Origin of the sequence: Sphingobium sp. LB126, assembly GCF_002795205.1 — a bacterium.
GTDB classification, from domain to species: domain Bacteria; phylum Pseudomonadota; class Alphaproteobacteria; order Sphingomonadales; family Sphingomonadaceae; genus Sphingobium; species Sphingobium chungbukense.
In genome coordinates, this window is sequence record NZ_NETV01000001.1 from 2,271,884 (window position 1) to 2,291,537 (window position 19,654).

General features: G+C 65.0%; 27 protein-coding genes. 17 read left to right on the forward strand and 10 right to left on the reverse strand.

Going from position 1 to position 19,654, the window contains the following annotated elements:
• The first annotated feature begins 1 nt into the window (after nucleotide 1).
• The 5 genes from CAF53_RS11100 to CAF53_RS11120 all read left to right on the forward strand — a co-directional run bounded on the left by CAF53_RS11100 (nucleotide 2) and on the right by CAF53_RS11120 (nucleotide 1,969).
• A complete protein-coding gene (locus CAF53_RS11100; protein WP_100238081.1) occupies nucleotides 2-634 on the forward strand; it encodes a DUF4145 domain-containing protein in 633 nt (210 codons plus the stop codon).
• Nucleotides 634-876 carry a DUF4160 domain-containing protein gene (locus tag CAF53_RS11105; RefSeq protein WP_100238082.1) on the forward strand — a complete coding sequence of 81 codons (243 nt, stop codon included), beginning with the start codon at nucleotides 634-636 and terminating at the stop codon, nucleotides 874-876. The genes CAF53_RS11100 and CAF53_RS11105 overlap by 1 nt, the downstream gene beginning before the upstream one ends.
• Nucleotides 860-1,114: a DUF2442 domain-containing protein gene (locus CAF53_RS11110; protein WP_100238083.1), complete on the forward strand. Its 255-nt coding sequence runs from the start codon at nucleotides 860-862 to the stop codon at nucleotides 1,112-1,114. Before CAF53_RS11105 ends, CAF53_RS11110 begins: the two co-directional genes overlap by 17 nt.
• A gap of 11 nt (nucleotides 1,115-1,125) precedes the next feature.
• Nucleotides 1,126-1,314, forward strand: coding sequence for a hypothetical protein (locus tag CAF53_RS11115; protein ID WP_100238084.1), 189 nt, complete (start codon nucleotides 1,126-1,128; stop codon nucleotides 1,312-1,314).
• Nucleotides 1,315-1,468: 154 nt separating this feature from the next.
• Complete coding sequence (locus CAF53_RS11120; RefSeq protein ID WP_100238085.1) at nucleotides 1,469-1,969, forward strand: glycine zipper 2TM domain-containing protein; 501 nt, start codon at nucleotides 1,469-1,471, stop codon at nucleotides 1,967-1,969.
• A 38-nt stretch (nucleotides 1,970-2,007) separates the two neighbouring features.
• Here CAF53_RS11120 and CAF53_RS11125 read toward each other — a convergent pair whose 3' ends face one another.
• Nucleotides 2,008-2,595 carry a thermonuclease family protein gene (locus CAF53_RS11125; protein WP_046763618.1) on the reverse strand — a complete coding sequence of 196 codons (588 nt, stop codon included), beginning with the start codon at nucleotides 2,593-2,595 and terminating at the stop codon, nucleotides 2,008-2,010.
• Nucleotides 2,596-2,711: 116 nt separating this feature from the next.
• On the opposite strand from CAF53_RS11125, the gene CAF53_RS11130 reads away from it, so the two are divergent.
• On the forward strand, nucleotides 2,712-3,104 hold the full coding sequence (locus tag CAF53_RS11130; protein WP_100238086.1) for a group II truncated hemoglobin: 393 nt from the start codon (nucleotides 2,712-2,714) through the stop codon (nucleotides 3,102-3,104).
• A gap of 73 nt (nucleotides 3,105-3,177) precedes the next feature.
• On the opposite strand, the gene CAF53_RS11135 is transcribed toward CAF53_RS11130, so the two are convergent.
• Complete coding sequence (locus CAF53_RS11135) at nucleotides 3,178-3,483, reverse strand: hypothetical protein (RefSeq protein WP_046763616.1); 306 nt, start codon at nucleotides 3,481-3,483, stop codon at nucleotides 3,178-3,180.
• 146 nt (nucleotides 3,484-3,629) lie between these two features.
• Between CAF53_RS11135 and CAF53_RS11140 the strand changes: the two genes are divergently transcribed.
• The 5 genes from CAF53_RS11140 (at nucleotide 3,630) to CAF53_RS11160 (ending at nucleotide 7,017) form a co-directional block, all read left to right on the forward strand.
• Nucleotides 3,630-4,010, forward strand: coding sequence for a RidA family protein (locus CAF53_RS11140; RefSeq protein WP_046763615.1), 381 nt, complete (start codon nucleotides 3,630-3,632; stop codon nucleotides 4,008-4,010).
• A 5-nt stretch (nucleotides 4,011-4,015) separates the two neighbouring features.
• A complete protein-coding gene (locus tag CAF53_RS11145) occupies nucleotides 4,016-4,372 on the forward strand; it encodes an ArsC family reductase (RefSeq protein WP_046763699.1) in 357 nt (118 codons plus the stop codon).
• Between the two features lie 11 nt (nucleotides 4,373-4,383).
• Nucleotides 4,384-5,409 (forward strand): glycerophosphodiester phosphodiesterase, encoded by a 1,026-nt coding sequence (locus CAF53_RS11150; protein ID WP_242443420.1) that lies wholly within the window; start codon nucleotides 4,384-4,386, stop codon nucleotides 5,407-5,409.
• 39 nt (nucleotides 5,410-5,448) lie between these two features.
• Nucleotides 5,449-5,874, forward strand: coding sequence for an Rrf2 family transcriptional regulator (locus CAF53_RS11155; RefSeq protein WP_046763613.1), 426 nt, complete (start codon nucleotides 5,449-5,451; stop codon nucleotides 5,872-5,874).
• A 486-nt stretch (nucleotides 5,875-6,360) separates the two neighbouring features.
• Complete coding sequence (locus CAF53_RS11160) at nucleotides 6,361-7,017, forward strand: MBL fold metallo-hydrolase (RefSeq protein ID WP_046763612.1); 657 nt, start codon at nucleotides 6,361-6,363, stop codon at nucleotides 7,015-7,017.
• A 2-nt stretch (nucleotides 7,018-7,019) separates the two neighbouring features.
• Here the strand turns inward: CAF53_RS11160 and CAF53_RS11165 are convergent, their stop codons facing one another.
• Nucleotides 7,020-7,451 (reverse strand): MAPEG family protein, encoded by a 432-nt coding sequence (locus tag CAF53_RS11165; RefSeq protein WP_046763611.1) that lies wholly within the window; start codon nucleotides 7,449-7,451, stop codon nucleotides 7,020-7,022.
• 208 nt (nucleotides 7,452-7,659) lie between these two features.
• Here CAF53_RS11165 and rpmF point away from each other — a divergent pair, with 208 nt between their 5' ends.
• The 5 genes from rpmF to CAF53_RS11190 all read left to right on the forward strand — a co-directional run bounded on the left by rpmF (nucleotide 7,660) and on the right by CAF53_RS11190 (nucleotide 11,007).
• Entirely contained in the window at nucleotides 7,660-7,839 is a 180-nt protein-coding gene (gene rpmF, locus CAF53_RS11170; protein ID WP_013848214.1) for a 50S ribosomal protein L32, read from the forward strand.
• 68 nt (nucleotides 7,840-7,907) lie between these two features.
• A complete protein-coding gene (plsX, locus tag CAF53_RS11175) occupies nucleotides 7,908-8,933 on the forward strand; it encodes a phosphate acyltransferase PlsX (RefSeq protein WP_046763698.1) in 1,026 nt (341 codons plus the stop codon).
• Nucleotides 8,930-9,898, forward strand: coding sequence for a beta-ketoacyl-ACP synthase III (locus CAF53_RS11180; RefSeq protein WP_100238088.1), 969 nt, complete (start codon nucleotides 8,930-8,932; stop codon nucleotides 9,896-9,898). The genes plsX and CAF53_RS11180 overlap by 4 nt, the downstream gene beginning before the upstream one ends.
• 364 nt (nucleotides 9,899-10,262) lie before the next feature.
• Complete coding sequence (gene ihfA / locus CAF53_RS11185; protein ID WP_100238089.1) at nucleotides 10,263-10,559, forward strand: integration host factor subunit alpha; 297 nt, start codon at nucleotides 10,263-10,265, stop codon at nucleotides 10,557-10,559.
• A gap of 82 nt (nucleotides 10,560-10,641) precedes the next feature.
• Nucleotides 10,642-11,007, forward strand: a complete 366-nt coding sequence (locus CAF53_RS11190; RefSeq protein ID WP_046763609.1) for a MerR family transcriptional regulator — start codon at nucleotides 10,642-10,644, stop codon at nucleotides 11,005-11,007.
• Between the two features lie 23 nt (nucleotides 11,008-11,030).
• Here CAF53_RS11190 and CAF53_RS11195 read toward each other — a convergent pair whose 3' ends face one another.
• The 4 genes from CAF53_RS11195 to CAF53_RS11210 are packed head-to-tail and all read right to left on the reverse strand — an operon-like array spanning nucleotide 11,031 to nucleotide 15,258.
• Nucleotides 11,031-11,552, reverse strand: a complete 522-nt coding sequence (locus tag CAF53_RS11195; RefSeq protein WP_100238090.1) for a GNAT family N-acetyltransferase — start codon at nucleotides 11,550-11,552, stop codon at nucleotides 11,031-11,033.
• Between the two features lie 7 nt (nucleotides 11,553-11,559).
• The gene (locus tag CAF53_RS11200) at nucleotides 11,560-12,102 is read right to left on the reverse strand and encodes a histidine phosphatase family protein (protein WP_046763607.1); all 543 of its coding nucleotides are present in this window, start codon (nucleotides 12,100-12,102) and stop codon (nucleotides 11,560-11,562) included.
• Nucleotides 12,099-14,849, reverse strand: coding sequence for an ATP-dependent DNA helicase (locus tag CAF53_RS11205; RefSeq protein WP_100238091.1), 2,751 nt, complete (start codon nucleotides 14,847-14,849; stop codon nucleotides 12,099-12,101). Before CAF53_RS11205 ends, CAF53_RS11200 begins: the two co-directional genes overlap by 4 nt.
• 52 nt (nucleotides 14,850-14,901) lie before the next feature.
• Nucleotides 14,902-15,258, reverse strand: coding sequence for a PilZ domain-containing protein (locus CAF53_RS11210; RefSeq protein WP_046763605.1), 357 nt, complete (start codon nucleotides 15,256-15,258; stop codon nucleotides 14,902-14,904).
• Between the two features lie 152 nt (nucleotides 15,259-15,410).
• Here CAF53_RS11210 and CAF53_RS11215 point away from each other — a divergent pair, with 152 nt between their 5' ends.
• Complete coding sequence (locus CAF53_RS11215; protein ID WP_100238092.1) at nucleotides 15,411-16,991, forward strand: lysine--tRNA ligase; 1,581 nt, start codon at nucleotides 15,411-15,413, stop codon at nucleotides 16,989-16,991.
• 216 nt (nucleotides 16,992-17,207) lie between these two features.
• Here the strand turns inward: CAF53_RS11215 and CAF53_RS11220 are convergent, their stop codons facing one another.
• The 3 genes from CAF53_RS11220 to CAF53_RS11230 all read right to left on the reverse strand — a co-directional run bounded on the left by CAF53_RS11220 (nucleotide 17,208) and on the right by CAF53_RS11230 (nucleotide 19,648).
• Entirely contained in the window at nucleotides 17,208-17,678 is a 471-nt protein-coding gene (locus CAF53_RS11220) for an RcnB family protein (RefSeq protein WP_046763603.1), read from the reverse strand.
• A 178-nt stretch (nucleotides 17,679-17,856) separates the two neighbouring features.
• Nucleotides 17,857-18,534 (reverse strand): 2OG-Fe(II) oxygenase, encoded by a 678-nt coding sequence (locus CAF53_RS11225; protein ID WP_100238093.1) that lies wholly within the window; start codon nucleotides 18,532-18,534, stop codon nucleotides 17,857-17,859.
• A 172-nt stretch (nucleotides 18,535-18,706) separates the two neighbouring features.
• Nucleotides 18,707-19,648 (reverse strand): RcnB family protein, encoded by a 942-nt coding sequence (locus CAF53_RS11230; RefSeq protein ID WP_242443421.1) that lies wholly within the window; start codon nucleotides 19,646-19,648, stop codon nucleotides 18,707-18,709.
• Nucleotides 19,649-19,654: the final 6 nt, after the last annotated feature.

The window sequence follows — 19,654 nt, forward strand, 5'->3', positions numbered from 1 at the left end:
AATGGCAGGTATTCACGTCGATACATGTCCCTATTGCTTCACGAAAAATGTTGCTTTCGTCGCAAGGCAAAGTTTCGTCACTAAGGCTCATGAAAAACGAGCCTTTTTCTTGTGCGGTTGCTGTGGCGAAGGCGTCATTTGGGAATATGTTTCGCCACCGGGTACTGCAGCTTCGCCTACTGATGCCAATGGCGACCTTTCGCGAGCGCATATTCTGGTAGGTAGGCGGTGGCCGGAAATGGCGACTGGTGAAGCACCGGAAAGCACGCCGGATAATGTCGCTCATTTCTTCAAGCAGGCGACTGACAGCCTGCACAACGGAAGCTTCGATGCTGCGGGCATGATGTTCCGAAAATCACTGGAGAGCGCGACCAAGGCAATTGATCCGCAAGCGTCCCATCTCACTCTTTTCAAAAGGCTCCAAAAGCTCGTCGAAAACCATCTGATTACGCCCGCCTTGGGTGAATGGGCCAATGAGATAAGATTGGGGGGCAATGAAGCGGCACATGATGATGAGATATTCTCTCGGGAAGATGCTCAGGCATTAAGGGACTTCACCGAAAATTTTCTGCGCTATGCTTTCACTCTGCCCGCAGCAGTAGCGCGGCGAGCAGCGCCGGTAGAGCATGGCTGATGCCCAAGGTCTTCGACTGGAACGGCTATCGCTTCCACTTCTATTCCAACGAAGGCGATCCGCGTGAGCCGGTGCACATCCATGTGCGAAAGGGCCGGGACAATGCGAAATTCTGGCTCTGGCCCGATGTGACGGTGGCAGAGAGTCGAGGTTTCTCCGCCCACGTGCTTACGCAGCTTTCCCATGTTATAGAGGAAAAACGCGAAGAGATAGAAAGCGCCTGGAATGACTTCTTCTCCTGAACCTCTTGCCGTCCGCTTCGATGCAGACAGTTTCTGGGTGGACCTTGACGATGGTCGCACGCTCGGTATCCCGCTCGCCTGGTTTCCTCGCCTGCTCCATGCGACGCCTGAACAGCGCGTGCAGGTCGAACTGAGCCGCGCCGGTCTCCATTGGGAAGGGATCGATGAGGATATTTCCATCGCCGGCCTGCTTGCGGGCCGTGGCGACCAGACCCGTTCGCGCAAGGCGGCGGCCTAAACAGCACACCCATGTTCGGCGTCCGCCTCTCCTCCCTCTTCACCAGCCGCTGGATGGCGCTACTTTGGGCGGTGCTGGTGCTCCTGACGGCGATCCAGTTCGTCGGCGCCTCGGACGACAGTGCAGCGCAGGCAGGGCAGGGCGCCCCGACCGACACCCTCACCGATCAGCAGAAGGCCGCGATCAACAGCGTCCTCTGACCGCCCGCCGCTCCGCCGATGGTGTCACCTATGTCACCCCGATCCCACAGCGCAGCCTGACCGCCGCATGAACGCCTCGTTTTGTTCCGTTCATGCAACGTTTAGGCGCCTTGGGTTGTTGTGCTTCGAGAAGACATTGCCAAGGGAGCCAAAGATGAAGTTCACCCTGAAAGCCGCCATCGCCGCCCTGTCGCTTGGCGCCGTCGCCTTGAGCGCAGCCCCTGCCGCCGCCGATCCGCCGCCCTGGGCGGGGCACGGCAAGCATGGCAATCCCGGCCATGGCCGCGACGACTGGAAACATGGCGGCAAGCATGACCGCGGCTACAACCGTCCCGGCCGCGTCATCTACAGCTATGACTGGAACCGCCCCGATCCGCGCTACGGCCGTTACTATCGCCCCGACCGCTATTATCGCGGCGGCTATGAACCGATCCGCGTCACCCGTGGCACGCGCATCTATCGCGGCTATGACGACCGCTATTATTGCCGCCGCTCGGACGGGACCACCGGCCTCATCGTCGGCGCGGCGCTGGGCGGCCTGATCGGCAGCCAGATCGATCGCGGCCGCTCCAACACCGCGGGCATATTGATCGGCGGCGGCGCAGGCGCGCTGCTCGGCCGGGAAATCGACCGCGGCAGCCTCAACTGCCGTTGAACGAAAAGCGGGGAAGGGGGGCACCCCTTCCCCATTTCCTAACACCAGGGCCGCCGCGCCCCATCCCATTCCCGCGCAAGCCCCTCGGCGACCAGCGCCTCGCCCAGCGATTGACCGCCCCGCGTCACCACCCGCAGAGCGCGCCCGTAACGATCCGTATCCCGATCCCCGCTCTCCAGCGAAAAAGGCCCGGCGTTCAACATTTCCTGCAAGCGCTGCGTTGCCCGCGCGCCCAGCGCGGCCTCCTCCGGACAGCGTGGCGGATGCGTCTCCGGCGCGTCTATGTCCATCACCCGCACCCGCTCCCCGCGAAACCAGAAAGTGTCGCCATCGACCACGCAGTTGGTTCCGCCGCCCGTGTGGCAAAATCCGAACTGGGCCGACAAGCTGTCGCCGGACACCGGCATCACCGCCTCCCGGCGGCTCTGGAGGCGCTGCATCAGATCGGGCCCGAACCATCCCATTCCCGCCCCGATCAGCACCCCGGCGACCACCAGCACCGCAAAGGAAGGCGCGTTCGTCCTCCGCCGCTTCAGCCGCACCACCCCCGACCGCCGCGCTTCACGACGCCATGCCGTCTCGCTGCGCTTCCTGTCCGCCCCATTTGTCCCCGATCGCCGCTTCATGACGCGGCCTTAACGAAACTTGCCCGCCCCGTCTCGCGCCAAAGCCGTCATTTTGACCCGGATCAATGACAGTCCGCTCCCATCGGCCACCCTGGAACCGCCAGCAGGAGCCAGCCATGACCACCCCTTACACCCGCATCGGCGGCGAACCGACCATCGCCGCCATCGCCAACTGTTTCTACGATCTGATCGAGCAGGACCCGGCCTATGCCGATCTGCGTGCCATCCACGCCGCGGATTTGAGTGCCGTGCGCCACGGCCTTGCCCGCTTCCTGACCGGCTGGGCGGGTGGCCCCCGCGACTGGTTCGAACGCGGCCAGTGCATCATGACGCTGCACCGCGCTTTCCCGATCACGCCCGCTCTGGCGGATCAGTGGTCCGCCGCCATGACCCGCGCCATCGACGCCCAGCCCGGCCTCGATCCCGACCTCGCATCGGCCCTGGCCAAGGCGCTCGATCACATGGCCCATGCCATGATCAACCTGTCGCTGGACCAGGACGCCGCCTAGATCGGCTGCTCCAAGTCTTTTGTTTAACGCGATTTCTTAACCGTCCGATGATGCCATCTGACTGGAAATCGCCCTAATCCTCATCCTCGGTCGGGCCGAGGCTGTCCTCCTCATCGTCCATCTGCGGCTCGCCGGCAAAGGCGTCGGTGTCGATCCGCCCCGAACGGTTCATCTCCTCCATCTTCTCGACCAGGTCGGGCGTGTCGTCGGGGATGATCTGCGCCGGATTGGGGCGGCCGCCCCGCTCGCTGTCCTCCGCCCGGTCGGTCGAGCGCAGCCGGGCATCCTCGGCCACATCCTGCGCCTGTGACCCGGCATCGGCCTGTTCGCTATTCTCCTCGTCCATATCGGGCAGGCGGTTCTTGTCGGGCTGATCCATGGCATGTCTCCTTCTGCCTGGAAACGGCCCAGCCGTCCGCCTGTTCCTCCGGCCGTGCCGCGCGCGCAAAAGCCTCTGGACAGCATCCTGCCGACCGGGCAAGAGCCGCCTCGATCCTTTTCGCTCCTTCTGCTCAAGGAACTTCCATGCCCCGCCAGCTTATTTCCTCCGGCTCGCCTTTCGAGGCGCAGGTCGGCTATTCGCGCGCCGTCGTCCAGGGCGACTGGTGCTTCGTCGCCGGCACCACCGGCACCGACCCTGAAACCAAGGCGATGCCCGAATCCGTGGTCGACCAGGGCAGGAATGCGCTGAAGGTCATCGGCAAGGCGCTGGAGGAGGCCGGCTTCTCCTTCGCCGACGTGGTCCGCGTGACCTATTATATCAGCGACCCGGCCTATTGGGACGTTCTGGGCGAAGCGACCGCGCCGGTCTTCGGGGAAATCCGCCCTGCCGCCACCTGCGTCGTCGCCGGCCTCATCAAGCCGGAGATGAAGATCGAGATCGAAGTCACCGCGTTCAAGGGATGACAGCCATGCTCACCATGTACGGCATCAAGAATTGCGACACGATCAAGAAGGCGCGCAATTTCCTCGACAATAGCGGCAAGTCCTACAGCTTCCACGATTACAAGGTGTCGGGCGTCGATGAAACCGCCCTGCGCGGCTGGGTCGAGGAACATGGGTGGGAAACCATCCTCAACCGCTCCGGCACGACCTTCAAGGCACTGGATGCCGGGGACAAGGCCCATATCGACGCGGACAAGGCGGTGCTGCTGATGATGAGCAATCCCTCGATGATCAAGCGCCCGATCCTGGACCTGGGCGGCCGCACCATCGTCGGCTTCAAGGCGACCACCTACGAGGACGCTCTGGAGGGCGTGAAGGCATGATATCGGGGAGGATGTTCCGAAGCTTCGCCATCCTCCTCCTCAGCTTCGTGACGGTGGTGCCCCTGATGGCCGAACCCTTCATCATCGCCCATCGCGGCGCCAGCGGCGAGCGGCCCGAACATACGCTCGCCGCCTATGAACGGGCGATCGACCAGGGCGCCGACTATATCGAGCCCGATCTGGTGCTGACCCGGGACGGCGTGCTCGTCGCCCGGCATGAAAATGAGATAAGCGGCACCACCGATGTCGCGGATCACCCCGAATTCGCCGCCCGCAGGACGACCAAGACCATCGACGGCCAGTCCATCACCGGCTGGTTCACGGAGGATTTCACCCTGGCCGAGCTGCGCACCCTGCGCGCCCGCGAGCGCCTGGCCGAACTTCGCCCCGCCAACAGCCGCTTCAACGATCTCTACCCGATCCCGACCTTCGAGGAGATATTGAAGCTGGTCCGCGCCAAGGAGGCGGAAACCGGCCGCCGCATCGGCCTTTATCCCGAAACCAAGCATCCCAGCTATTTCGCCGGCATCGGCTTGCCGCATCAGGCGCCGCTCCTCGCGCTGCTCAGCCGATATGGCTATCAGACGGAGGCCGATCCGGTCTTCATCCAATCCTTCGAGGTCGGCAATCTGAAGGCCCTGCGCGCCGCGTCCCGCCTGCGCCTGATCCAGCTTGTCGAGGGCGAGGGCGGCCCCGCCGACGCGCCGGGCACCACCTATGCCGACATGATGACGACGCAGGGGCTGAAGCAGATCGCGGATTATGCCGACGGCATCGGCCCCGCCACCGCGATGGTACTCGCGCCCGAAGGCCCGACGGGGCTGGTCGGGCGCGCCCATGATGCGGGACTGCAAGTCCATGTCTGGACGCTGCGCATGGAAAACAGCTTCCTGCCCACCGCCTTCCAGCGCCCCGACGATCCGCAGGGGAGGGGGGACTTTGCCGGCTATGTCCGGGCGGTCGCCGGCACGGGCGTCGACGCCCTGTTCAGCGATTTTCCGAAACAGGCGCGCCAGGCGTTGAATCCCGCGCCCTGATGACTTGTCAAATCTTCGGCGGGAGCGAATAACAGCCTTATGCTTTCGCAGAAGACCCGTTACGCCATCCGTGCCCTCCAGCATCTCGCAGACCGCTACCGGCAAGGCCCGGTGCCCCTGAACGAGATCGCCACGCGCCAGAATATTCCGTCCAAATTCCTGACGGTGATCCTGTCGGAACTGGCGCGGGAGGGGCTGGTGGCGACGCAGCGGGGACGCGACGGCGGCTATTGGCTGGCGCTGGCCCCGGTCGACATCAGCTATGGCGACATCGTCCGGCTGACCCGCGGCTCGCTCGCGCTCACGCCCTGCGCCAGCCGTTTCGCGCATGAGACCTGCACCAACTGCCTGCCCGAATCGGAATGCCGGTTGCATAGGGTGATGCTCCGCGTGCGCGACGAAACGGCCAAGGTTCTGGACGGCATCAGCCTCGCCGAACCCTTCGCGACCGAGGAATTGGGGTAAGGGGGCGGCCTTTTGGCCATCAATTGCCCCTGAGCGCGCCGTGTTCCTGCGAAGGCAGGAACGCAGTCCTGCCCTTGGCGGATCATCGCACCGTTTGAACTAGAGCATCGTGCGCAAAAGTGGGAACCGGTTTTGCGCTTAAAGCGATGCGACAACAAAAGCTGAGAGCGCGCGACTTGCGTACGATTTAACGCAGCGCGCTCCAGAGCGGATTTCGATCTGATTGAATCAGACCGGCCGCTCCAAGTCTTTTATTTGCCGCGATTTCTTAACCGTCAGATGATGCCATCCGACTGGAAATCGCTCTAGGCTCTCGCGAGCCACTCGTCTCGTTCGAGCGCCTTCGCAGGAATATGGTATGCCTGATGCAACTACCGCGACCAGAACGTCCGCTCGCCACCCGATCCCCCTTCAACCCAATCGCAAAACGGCCTGCGCCTCCCCCAAAGCCTTGCACCCGGCCCACAGCTTCGCCACATCAACGGCATGACGACTCCGCCTCTCAAAGCCGCCCTGATCCCCGTCACCCCGCTCCAGCAGAATTGCACGCTCTTCTGGTGCACGGCGACCAATCGCGGCGCTTTCGTCGATCCGGGCGGCGACCTGCCGGTGCTGAAGAAGGCGGCGGAACAGCATGGCGTCACCATCGAGAAGATCCTCGTCACCCACGGCCATATCGACCATTGCGGCCAGGCGGGCATCCTGGCCCGCGATCTTGGCGTGCCCATCGAAGGTCCGCATGAGGACGATCGCTTCTGGATCGACCGGCTGGGCGAAGACGGCGCCAAATATGGCATCAATGGCGAGAGCTTCGAACCCGACCGCTGGCTCAAGGATGGCGACCGGGTGACGGTCGGCAATCTGACGCTCGATGTCTATCATTGCCCCGGCCATACGCCGGGCCATGTCGTGTTCCATCACGCCCCCAGCAAGCTTGCCATCGTCGGCGACGTGCTGTTCCAGGGGTCGATCGGTCGCACCGACTTCCCCAGGGGCAATCATCAGCATCTGATCGACGCGATCACCGGCAAGCTCTGGCCGCTGGGCGGCGACACGGCCTTCGTCCCCGGCCACGGCCCGATGAGCAACTTCGCCCATGAACGCCGCACCAATCCCTTCGTCGGGGATGCCGCGCTGGCCTGATCCTACCGAATCATCGCCATGGCCGGCGGCGCCGGAACCTCCCGCGTCGCCCCATAAGCGAGGACGAGCGCCGCCACCGCCATGCCGACCATCACGATCCAGGTCAGCATCGCCCCGCCCCCGCGCCAGGCCGTCGGCTTTTCCGCATCCATCCCGAACGCATGGGCGATTCGCGCCAGCACCAGCACCAGCGCCGCCCCCCAGAGCCAGATCGACGCGCCGACCGCCAATTCCACCAACCCGAAGAGAATCAGCGTCACCGGCACATATTCGATGAAATTGGCATGGGCCCGCATCCGCTTGGCCAGCAATGCGCTGCCACCGTCGCCATGCAGCACCTTATCCGCCATCCGGATTCGCGCGCAGCGAATCCCCAGCCACATGTTGAGCAGCGCGCAGGCCGCGGCCAGAGTCAGCGTGATCGGCAGCAACATCGGATTTCCCCCACATTATCGTGACGCCGGCACAATAAGGCGACAGGATGCCGGGGCAAGAAGGACTTGCGCCATGTCCAAAAAACGCTATAGGCGCAGGGCTTCGCGATCATCCGGGCCGCATGGGTCTGCGGCGCCGTTGGCGTCAGCATCCATGTGGAACTGGTCAGTCGCACTAACAGATCAATTTATGGAATAAGGTGCCGACATGGCTGTCCCCAAGAGGAAAACGTCCCCGTCCCGCCGTGGCATGCGTCGCAGCCATGACTCGCTGCGCGTCGAGGCCTATCAGGAATGCTCGAACTGCGGCGAACTGAAGCGTCCGCACAACCTGTGTGATGCCTGTGGCCACTATAACGGCCGCGAAGTCGTCGCCGTCGGGGCCTGACGCTCAAGAATTTCTCCTGAAAAGGGTGCGTTAACTTGTCCAGCCAACCGCGAATCGCAATCGACGCGATGGGCGGGGATGAAGGCGTACGCGTGATGATGGCGGGCGTAGCGCTCGCCCGTCGCCGTCATGACGGGTTGCGCTTCACCCTTTTCGGAGACGAGGCGCGGATCAAGTCCGCGCTCGACCATCACCCCAATCTGCGCGCCGCGTCGGAAATCGTCCACGCGCCCGATGTCGTGGATTCGGGTGACAAGCCCAGCGTCGCCATCCGCAAGAAGACCAGTTCCATGAGCATGGCGATCGCGGCGGTGAAGGCTGGGACATGCGGCGCTGCGGTCTCTTCCGGCAATACCGGCGCGCTGATGGCGATGGCGAAGCTGGCGCTGCGCACCATGAAGGGCGTCGACCGCCCGGCGCTGGCCGCCATGTTGCCGACCCTGGGCGACAATGACGTGGTCATGCTCGACCTGGGCGCCAATACCGAATGCGACGCGCGCAACCTGGTGCAGTTCGCGGTGATGGGCGCGGCCTATGCCCGCATCGCCCTCGACCTGGAACGCCCCCGCGTCCGCCTGATGAACATCGGCACGGAAGAGATGAAGGGGACGGAGGAAATCCGCGACGCCGCCGCGATCCTGCGCGCCGCGACCAGCCTGCCGCTCTCCTTCGAAGGCTTCACCGAAGGCGACAAGATCGGCCGGGGCGACGTCGACGTCATCGTATCGGACGGCTTTTCCGGCAATGTGGCGCTCAAGACGGCGGAGGGCACGGCCCGCTTCGTCACCGACCTTTTGCGTACCGCCTTCACCAGCTCGATCCGCTCGAAGCTCGGTTTCCTGATCTCCAAGCCGGCGATGCATCTGCTGCGCCATCATCTCGACCCCAACAATCATAATGGCGCCGTCTTCCTTGGCCTCAACGGCGTGGTCGTGAAGAGCCATGGCAGCGCCAATGACAAGGGGGTCGCCAATGCCGTCCATGTTGCCGCCCGGCTGCTGGAGGAAGACATCACCCGGCGCATCGCCGCCGACATGCATGGGATCGAGGGGCTGACCGCTCCCGCATCCAGGATGGAGCTGCCCGCAAAGTGATCCGCCGATCCGTTCTCCTGGGCACGGGCTCCGCTCTGCCCGTTCGCGCCGTCAGCAACGCCGAATTGGCGCAGACCGTGGACACGAGCGACGAATGGATCGTCGAGCGCACCGGTATCCGCAACCGCTATCTGGCGGGAGAGGGCGAAACCACCGCGACGCTCGCCACCGACGCGGCCAAAGCGGCGCTGGAAGCGGCCGGCCTGTCCGCGCAGGACATCGACCTGATCGTGCTGGCGACCGCCACGCCCGACCAGACCTTCCCGGCCACCGCCACCATCGTTCAGGCCGCGCTCGGCATCGACGATTGCGTCGCCTTCGACGTGGCGGCGGTCTGTTCCGGCTTCCTCTATGCCGTCACCGTGGCCGACAGCATGATCCGCTCGGGCGCGGCGCGGAACGCCATCGTGATCGGTTCGGAAACCTTCAGCCGCATCCTCGACTGGGAAGACCGCACCACCTGCGTCCTCTTCGGGGACGGCGCGGGCGCGGTCGTGCTGGGTGCGGAGGAGAGCGAAGACGGCCAGCGCGGCATCCTCGCCTCGAAGCTCCATGCCGACGGCCGTCACAACCAGTTGCTCTATGTCGACGGCGGCCCCTCGACCACCCAGACGGTCGGCAAGCTGCGCATGAAGGGGCAGGAGGTCTTCCGCCATGCCGTCACCAACCTCGCTTCGGTGTTGACCGAGGTGATGGCCGCCGCCGACATGAGCCCGGCGGACATCGACTGGCTGGTCCCGCACCAGGCCAATGCCCGCATCCTCGACGCGACCGCGCGCAAGCTCAAACTGGCGCCGGAAAAGGTGGTGATGACGGTCGATCGTCATGCGAACACGTCCGCCGCTTCGGTTCCCCTGGCGCTCGATCTTGCGATGCGCGACGGGCGTGTCCAGCCGGGCGACCTGCTCGTCCTGGAGGCGATGGGCGGCGGCTTCACCTGGGGCGCCTGCGTTCTGCGGGTCTGACGCCTCGCGCGGAAAAGCGGCCACCGCCTTTGCCCCTGGAACGCGGCGGATTGCAAAAGACCGGCTCGTGCGTTGGGACTTTGGCCGTCGCCTCGTTTTTGCACCAGACTTCCTCCCGCGGCTTCGCGAAAAGCGTTAAGGTGGGAGGGCGTAGAGGATGATGGCGCCGGAGAATGGGAAGCTGAATGCTGCCCATTTTGGCATGCCATGCCCAAAATCCCCCTTTGGGACCCTATCTCCCCCATTTTTCACGATTTTTTAAGGCTTTTGACGGCTCCTGATCTTGCCGAATCACGCAGAATCGCGCACATTATCGAATGATCACCCGCATTTAGGCTCGACGGGTATCAGGTGGGGAAGTGCTATGAGCGGTACAGGAACTCTGACCCGCGCGGATCTCGCGGAGAGTGTCAACCGTCATATTGGCCTGTCGCGGGCTGAAGCGGCAACGATAATCGAATCCATATTGGAACATATGTCCTCCGCGCTCGAACGCGGGGAAAATGTGAAGATCTCCAGCTTCGGCACCTTCGTCCTGCGCGACAAGACGCAGCGCATGGGCCGCAACCCGAAAACGGGGGTCGAAGTGCCGATCGAACCGCGCCGGGTCCTGACCTTCCGCGCCAGCCAGACCATGCGGGATCGCGTCGCCCATATGTAAGGGGGGCTCAGGAAGGCTCCCTCAAAATTGCCATTTCCCCGGAGGTTGACCTTGGCGCCGCTAAAGGTGCAACATCGGTGCCATGGAAAAGGCTGAGGGTGCATTTCTGACGATCAGTGAGCTGGCAGGCGAACTGGGTCTTCCGCAGCATATCCTGCGCTATTGGGAGACGCGCTTCACGCAGCTCCGGCCGCTTCAGCGATCGGGCAACCGGCGCTATTATCGGCCGGCCGATGTGGTGCTGGTGCGCCGCATCAACCATCTGCTGAATGTCGAGGGCTTCACGGTGCGGGGCGCGCAGAAAGCGCTGGCGGACGGCGTGGCCACCCCGCTGGCGATGGAACCCGCGCCCGCTTCGGCCGTCAATGGCGAAGCGGTCCCCGGTGCCGATCTGCTCCCCCGGCTGGAAGCCATCCGCGCGACGCTGGCGAGGGCGATCGGCGAATAGCGGCACCTGTTCGCAATCGAGGGTCAGGTCACCGGCGCTGCGTAGATCAGGTCGCGAAACGGCACGTCGCCCACCATGAAGACGGTTTCACCCGTTTCCGCGAAGCCGTGCCGCGCATAGAAACGCTGCGCCCGTTCGTTGCCCTGATAGACGGCGAGCAGCAGCCGTTTCGCTCCACGCCGCCGTGCTTCCTCCCTCACCAGCGCCAGCAACGCAGCGCCGTTGCCCCCGCCCTGCCAACCGGAAAGCAGGTAGATGCGCTTGAGCTCCAGATCGTCCGGCCCCGTCTCGACCGGCAACTTGGGCGGTGTCAGCAGTGCATAGCCGACCGGCGCGCCTAGCGGGGTCTCGCCGATCAGGATCGTCTGCGCGGGATCGGCCAAAGCCTCAGCATAAAAGGCTTCGCCATGCGCGTCCCGGACATGGGCGATCAGCGCGTCGCCAGGATGGTCGAAGGCGAAGCTGGCGAGGAACGTCGCCCCGCCCAACAGCGAAAGCGCCGCCGCATCGCGTGCCTCCGCCCGCCGCCAGAGGATCGGCGTCACGTCCCGCTCAGCGTGACCCCGGCCCCAGCGCCGGGTCCAGGTCGCGTGGCCGGGTGAAGCTGGCAAGGGTGGCGATATTGGGCTTCGCCTCGCTCCAATGGGCGATCGGCAGGTCCATGACCGCGATCGAGGCGGTCGGGAATTTCACCTCCACATCCTCGCGCAAGGGGCTGGCCCCGTCGTCGGGCACGAGGTCGAGGATCAATTCCTCCAGCCCCGGATTATGCCCCGACATCAGCACGCTGTCGGCGCTGTCGGGCAGGTCCCGGATGACGTCGAACAGGGTGGGGGTGGAGGCGAGATAGATGCGGCGGTCCCAATGCGGATCGACCGTATCGCCATAGCTGGTGAAGAAGCTGTTCAGCGTTTCCACCACCCGCACCGCGGGGGAAGCGACCACCATGTCGAACCGGATGCCCTGTGCCCTGGCGAACTCGCCCATCACCAGCGCGGCCTTTTCGCCCCGGCGATTGAGCGGCCGGTCGAAGTCCCGCGCAACCGGATCGTCCCAGTCGGACTTGGCGTGACGGAACAGGATCAACCGCTTCATTTTTGCTCCAGGTCGGGGGTGCGGGATTCGAATTGCTGATGCCCTAACGCGGCATCGCCGCCAAGGCCAGCGCGGGAATGGCCGCTCACCGATATGATGGCTTCATCCAGCGTCAGGCGGCGGATCGGCGTGCCCGGCGGAAAGGCGCTGAGCAACCGGCTGGGCATGGCGGATGACAGGATGACGAAGCTGCCCCGGTCCTCCGCCCGCCGGATCAGCCGCCCGAAGGCCTGCGCCATCCGCGCCCGGATCAACCGGTCGTCATAGGCCGATCCTCCGCCCGCCAGCTTGCGCGCCGCATGCAGAACCGTGGGCTTGGACCAGGGCACGCCCTCCATCACCACCAGCCGCAGCGAATGGCCCGGCACGTCCACCCCGTCGCGCAGCGCATCGGTCCCCAGCAGCGAGGCGCGGGGATCGTCGCGGAAAATGTCGATCAGCGTCCCCGTATCCATCGGGTCCACATGCTGGGCGTAGAGCGGCAGTCCCGCCCGCGCCAGCCGGTCGGCGATCCGCGCATGCACCGCGCGCAGCCGCCGGATCGCGGTGAACAGGCCCAATGTTCCCCCGCCCGCCGCCTCGATCAGCCGCGCATAGGCGCCCGACAGCGCCGCAATATCGCCGCGCTTGATGTCGGTCACGATCAGCACTTCCGACCGCTCCGGATAGTCGAAGGGGCTGCTCGCCTCGAATTGCTCCGCGCCGCGCGGCAGATGCGTGGCGCCGCTCCGGCTCGCCGCATTCTCCCAATCGCCCCCCCCTTTGAGCGTGGCGGAGGTGATCAGCACGCCCTGCGCCGGTTTCAGCACCGCCTGCGCCAGCGGCCGCGTCGGGTCCAGCCAGTGGCGGTGGATGCCGATGTCGAACTCCCGCCCCTCGATCCGCTCGACCGCCAGCCAGTCGACATAATCCGCATCGGCAGGCCCGCCGATCCGTGCCAGCAGCGCCAGCCAGGCCGTCACCAGATCGCGCCGCCAGCCGAGCGAGGCGATCGCCCCCTCGACCCGCGCCCGTGCCGCGCCGTCCAGCCAGTCGGGCGCTTCCTCGATCACCGCCTCCATCCGCTTGCCCAGATGGGTGAGGGGGCGCAGCAGATTGTCCAAGGCCCGGGCCGCCTCCTGCGCCGCCTCGACCAGCGCGCCGTCCGGCTCGGCCAGTTCGGTCTCCAGCCCATAGCCCGCATCGGCCTCGCCCGTATCGGCCGCCCGCGCATAGACCGTCCCTCGCACCGCCGCGAGCAATTGCTCGACCGGCCCGAAGGGCTCGTCCGCGACGATCCGCTTCAACCATTCGTCGGCGGGCAGCGCTCGCGCCGCCTCCGCCGCCGCCCTGATCGCCTCGCCGCCCTGCTCGTCATAGCTGGCAAGGTCCGACAACCGCGCTGCCAGCCCCCGCCGTCGCCCTCTCGCATTGCCCTCCGGCCCCATCACCCAGCGGCGCAACTCGATCGCTTCCTGCCCGGACAGCGCGACGGAAAAGGTCGAATCCGCCGCATCGAACAAATGATGGCCCTCGTCGAACACGATGCGCTGGGGCGCCTGCCCCGTCTCGCGCCCCCGCGCCGCATTGATCATCACCAACGCATGATTGGCGATCACGATGTCGGCATCCGCCGAAGCCCGCGCCGACCGCTCGATGAAGCATTTCCGATAATGGGGGCAGCCCGCATAGATGCACTCGCCGCGCCGGTCGGTCAGTGCGGTCGAGCCATTGCGCCGGAACAGGGTCGGCAGCCATCCGGGCAGGTCGCCGCCGATCATGTCGCCATCCTTGGTGAAGGCCGCCCAGCGCGCCACCAGTTGCGCCAATATCGCGGCGCGCCCGGCAAAGCCCCCTTGCAGCGCATCCTCCAGATTGAGCAGGCAGAGGTAATTTTCCCGCCCCTTGCGCACCACCACGCGCTTCGCCGCCACGGCGGGATCGGGGAACAACCGCAAACTTTCCCGGTCCAACTGCCGCTGCAACGCTTTGGTATAGGTGGAAATCCACACCGTCCCCTGCGCTTCCCCGGCCCAGAGGGAAGCGGGCGCCAGATAGCCCAGCGTCTTGCCGATCCCGGTTCCGGCCTCCGCCAGCAGCATATTGGGCTGATCGCGATGCGCCTTCGGGCGGAACACCTCCGCCGCCGCCGCCGCATAGGCGCGCTGCCCCGGCCGGGCCTCGGCCCCCGTGCCGGTCAACTGCTCCAGCCGCGCCACCACCGCATCGGATTGCAGCGATACGGATCGCGGGGCGGGGCGGGGCGGGTTCTCCTCCCATTCCGGCAGCTTGGAAAAGAGCCAGCGCTCAGCTTCCTTCGGTTTGGCGATGCGCCCGGCCACCAGCGGCGCCCAGGGCCAGCGCAGCCGGTGCAGCGATTGCGCCGCCGTCCAGCCGCCCTCGCGCTCAGCCCATGAGGGCGAATCCAGCATTGCCAGCAGTGCCCCGGTCGCTGCCTGCAACAGTGCGGGAATGTCCGCCTCGCTGGCCGGACGCGGCAGGTTCAGCGCTTCGGCCAGCCCCTTGGGCGTGGGCACCAGAAAGCGCGCCGGATGGATGAAGGCCCACAGTTCCAGCAGGTCGAGGCCATTCAGATCGGGATAGCCCAGCCGCTGCCCGGTCAGCGGGGCATTCAGCAGCAGCGTCGGCGTTTCGGCCGTCCGCGCGATCGCCGTGCCCTTGGCCACCGCCTGCGTATCGCCGCCTTCCCGGAGCCAGATGCCGCCATGGCTGGCGTGAAGGGCGGGCAGGGCGGAAGGATCGATCACCCGTTTCGCTTAGGCGAACGGGAACAAAAAGGGAAACCTGAAATCAGGCGGTTCAGCCGAACCGGCGTCCGAATCCACCGGCGGGACGCATGCCCGGAATGCGCGGCTGGAAGGCCGTCGGGGTCAGCCTTGCCGCCCGCGCGATCTCCAGCCGGTCGAACAACGGCCCGTCGGTCAGTTCATAGGGGAAGCGGATGCCCATGCGGTCTTCCTCGGTCCACTGCACCGTGGCGAAGACGACATGGCCTTCATAATCGATCTGGCACTGGCTGCGCGCGGGCAGGCCGCAGCCCGCAATCTGGGCGCCGCCTTCGCTCAGATCGATGATCGTTCCTTCCAGGCTATCGAGCACCGTCGTCACGATGACGGGAATCTCGACGGCAATTCTCTGGCGGCTCCTTGGCTGCATAGACCCTCCTGAGCCCCCTAAGCTCGCGATAAATATGACTCATCAGGGTTAATCAAAGTTAAACGGGGGATGTCGTAAAGCCGCCGTTTGTCTCCACTTTGACACTGAAAATCGTTCCCTTTCGTCCGGACCGGAGGTAGGGGGGGCCCATCATGACCGTGTCCGACATCATCCGCACCGCCGCACAGGCGTCCAAGGCCTGGCCCTATGAGGAAGCCCGCAAGCTCCTGAAGCGCTATCAGAACGGCGCGCCTGAAAAGGGCTATGTCCTGTTCGAGACCGGCTATGGCCCCTCGGGCCTGCCGCATATCGGCACCTTCAACGAGGTATTGCGTACCACCATGGTCCGCAACGCCTATCATGCGCTGTCGGACATCCCGACCCGCCTGATCGCCTTCAGCGACGATATGGACGGCCTGCGCAAGGTGCCGGACAATGTGCCCAACCAGGCGATGCTGACCCAGCATCTGGGCAAGCCGTTGACCCAGGTGCCCGATCCCTTCGAAAAGTTCGAAAGCTTCGCGCATCACAACAATGCGATGCTGCGGGAATTTCTCGACCGCTTCGGCTTCGACTATGAATTCGTCTCAGCCACGGAGCGCTACAAATCGGGCGCCTTCGACGACGCGCTGAAGAATGTCCTGCGCCATTATCAGGACATCATGGACATCATGCTGCCGACGCTGCGCAAGGAACGGCAGGCGACCTATTCGCCGGTCCTGCCGATCAGCCCCAGGAGCGGCATCGTGCTTCAGGTGCCGGTCGAGGTGCTGGACGCCGAAACCGGCCTCGTCCGCTTCGAGGATGAGGGCGAGGTGATCGAACAGTCGATCTTGTCGGGCGGCGCCAAGCTGCAATGGAAGGTCGACTGGGCGATGCGCTGGGTCGCGCTCGGCGTCGACTATGAGATGGCGGGCAAGGACCTGATCGATTCCGTCACGCAAAGCTCGAAAATCTGCCGCGCGCTGGGCGCCCGCCCGCCCGAGGGCTTCAATTACGAGATGTTCCTCGACGAAAAGGGCGAGAAGATCTCCAAGTCCAAGGGCAACGGCCTCAGCCTGGAGCAATGGCTGACCTATGGCCCGCAGGAGAGCCTGGCCTTCTACGCCTATCGCGAGCCGAAAAAGGCGAAGCAGCTCCACATGGGCGTCATCCCCCGCGCGGTGGACGAATATTGGCAGTTCCGCGGCAATTATCCGAAGCAGGCGGTCGAACAGCAGCTCGGCAACCCGGTCCATCATATCCATGACGGCAAGCTGCCGGTTGGCGAACTGCCCGTGACCTTCGGCCTTTTGCTGAACCTGGTCGGCGTGATGGGCGATGCCAGCCGCGAACAGGTCTGGGGCTATCTCCAAAATTATGTCGCGGACGCCAATGCGGGGACCTATCCGGAACTCGACGCGCTGATCGGCCATGCGCTCGCCTATCACCGCGATTTCGTCGCCCCGACGCTCAAGCGCCGCGCGCCGGAACCGAACGAAGCCGCCGCGCTTCGGAAACTGGACGAGGAACTCGCCGCGCTGCCCGATCATGCCTCGGCGGAGGATATCCAGAACATCGTCTACGCCATCGGCAAGGACGAGACCTATGGCTTCGCCGAACTGCGCGACTGGTTCAGGGCGCTCTACCAGACGCTGCTGGGCGCCGATCAGGGGCCGCGCATGGGCAGCTTCATCGCGCTTTACGGCATCGAGAACAGCCGCCGCCTGATTGCCGAGGCGCTTGCCTCCTGAGGGCGGGCAACGGAACATTCAGCCGGGATAAACGTTACGGTTGATGGTCCACCCCCTTTCGGACTGATGGTGCGGTTCCCGCGCCATCGGCCGCGCCTGCCCGGAAACGAGCGGCGCGGCCAAGGGGCCTTCCCTGTGGATCAGAAGCGCCATAGCGCAAAAGGAAACGGCCCCCGAGCTATCCGGGGGCCGTTTCGTTATTGGGGAAGCAGCGGCTTACCAGAAGAAACCGCGATGCACTTCCACGACCCGGCCGGTCCTCACATTGACCAGCAGCACGTCGTTATAGTGCCTCACCCACTGCTGGTTGGCACCCGCACGGGGCAGGCGATAGCGATAGGGGTCCGAGATATAATAGCGCGAATTATAATAGTTCGGGCGCAGGCGCGATCCGACTTCCCAGCGATTGTAGCGGAAGGGCGCCCGCCAGTTGCCGCCGCGATAGACGTCGCGATGCGACTTGCGGTAATCGCGCCAATCCTCGCGCAATTCCTGCCGTGCGTCGCGTACATCCCGGCGTTCCTCGCGGACGTCATGCCGGTTGCCGTACCGCTGGGCGTCGCGCAGTTCGCGCTGTTCCTGCCGCAGGTCGCGGGCGCTATCACGCACTTCCGCGCGGGATTGCGCCATGGCGGCACCCGGAATGACGGTGGCGGCCATAAGGCCCAGAATGATCAACTTGCGCATAAGTCTTCTCCCGATGCTTGGTGGCTGAAAGCCGGTGGGGAGAGGGAAACCTTTCCCCTGTCCCGCCGGTTCCGCCGACCACGAAGACGGATATGCACCCCGGCGCCTGAACGGTCCGGGAATGAAACAGTCAGGAATCAGTCATTTATGTCGCATTGTGTATCAGCGTCCCGCCACCTCAGGGCGTCCATGGCCGTTCGCGAAACCATTTGGTGACGACATATTTGATGCCCCGTTCCACCGGACGCGCGGCGTGCAGGCTGAAGTGGTTGGGCGATCCGTCCCGCTCCATATTGTTCCACATCAGCAGCATGCCCTCGACCGGCGGCACCATGAATTCGCAATGGGGGAAATGCGTCTCGCCGCCCGCCTCCACGGGGGAGAGGTAGATCATCGCCGTCCAGCTCCGCTGTCCCCCGGTCTTCATCATCGCCGGCCAGTAATTGGCCGTCACCGGGAAATAATCGCAATGCGCCTTATATTCCTGCCCCGGCTGGTAGCGCTGTCCCTGCAACGTCTCGCCATGCGCGCTCGTCAGTCCCATCAGCGCGCAGATCCGATCGCTGACCGTGCTCACCAGCGGGTCCCAGGGGCTGAGATTGCAGCTCGCGCTCGTGCGGTAATCGGCATTGGCGCTGCCGGAAAACAGGCTGGAAGGCTGCGCGCCCGCATCGATCCGTTCCCGCAGCCCGGCGCATTCCTCCGCGCTCAGAAATTCCTGCCGCCCATGGATTTCGAGATGCGGCGTATCGATCCGGCTGACCATCGGATTGCGGTCCAGCCGCGCCCGCACCATCTCCCCGATCCGTGCCCTGACGGCCGAGGCGACGCCGCCATCGTCAACAAACTCGCTCATGCCGCCCTCCTGCCACCACGCGGTCGCTCCACGCAAATGAAAAGGGCCCGGAGTGCAACACTCCGAGCCCAGTTATGGGTGGTCGCATCGTCAACGCAAAAAACCGGTTCCCACTTTTTGCACGATGCTTCCGGGTCCTGAAGGCCAGTTCAGGAGCGCATCTCTTCCGGGCTTACCAGAAGAAATCGTAGATCACGTCGACCACATAGCCGTCGCGAATATCGACCAGCAGCGCATCGTCATAATAGCGGACCCAGCGCAGCGAGCCGTAAGCGGGCGGCAAGCGGTAGGAATAGGGATCGTCGATCCAGTAGCTGTTCGAATAGAGCAGGCTGTTCAGGAAGATCCCGATCGAATAGCGCGAATAGCCATAGCTCCACCCGCGCGGCGCATAATAGCGTCCCATGCGGTAACGGTCGCCGTAACGCGAGCGGTAGCTCGACCAGTCGTAGCGCCGGTCGTTGCGCCAGCCGCTGTCCCAGCGCCGCTGCCCTTCCCAACGGGTGCGGTCATCGAAACGGCGCCCGCCGTTCCAGTTGTTGCCGCTCCAGCCACCGCGCCGGTCATTATTGTCCCAGCGCCGGTCGTCGCGTCGATCCCGCCCGTCCCGATCCCGCGCATCATTGCCGCGCCAGCGATCATTGTCGCGGCGGTCGTCGCCCCGGCGGTCCTGCCACCCGGCGCGATTGTCGTCGCGCCGATCGTTCCAGTTGCGGTCGTTCCTGTCGCCGCCGCGCGTGCTGGTCTCGAACCGCTGCTCGCCGCGATTCCAGCGCGTCACGGTCGCCGGGCCGCGTTGTTCGCCGCGCCATTGCGGCTGGGCCTGAGTCTGGGGCTGGGGCTGAGGCTGAGGCTGGGCCTGAGTCTGCGCCGGAGCCGCGGGCCGGTCATTGCCGCGCTGTTGCCAGCGTGCATCGCCGCCGCCCTGCCACTGCCGTTGCATCTGGCCCCGGCCCTGATCGCCGCCGCCGCGCTGGCCGCCGTCGGGCCGTCCCGACCGCTCGCCACCCCGGCCGCGCCAGCCGCCATTGTCGTTTTGCTGGGCATAGGCAGGGGCGATGCCGCCAAGCATCGTCGCCGCCATCAAGCCCGCCAGCATCATTTTCCTCAACATGCCGTT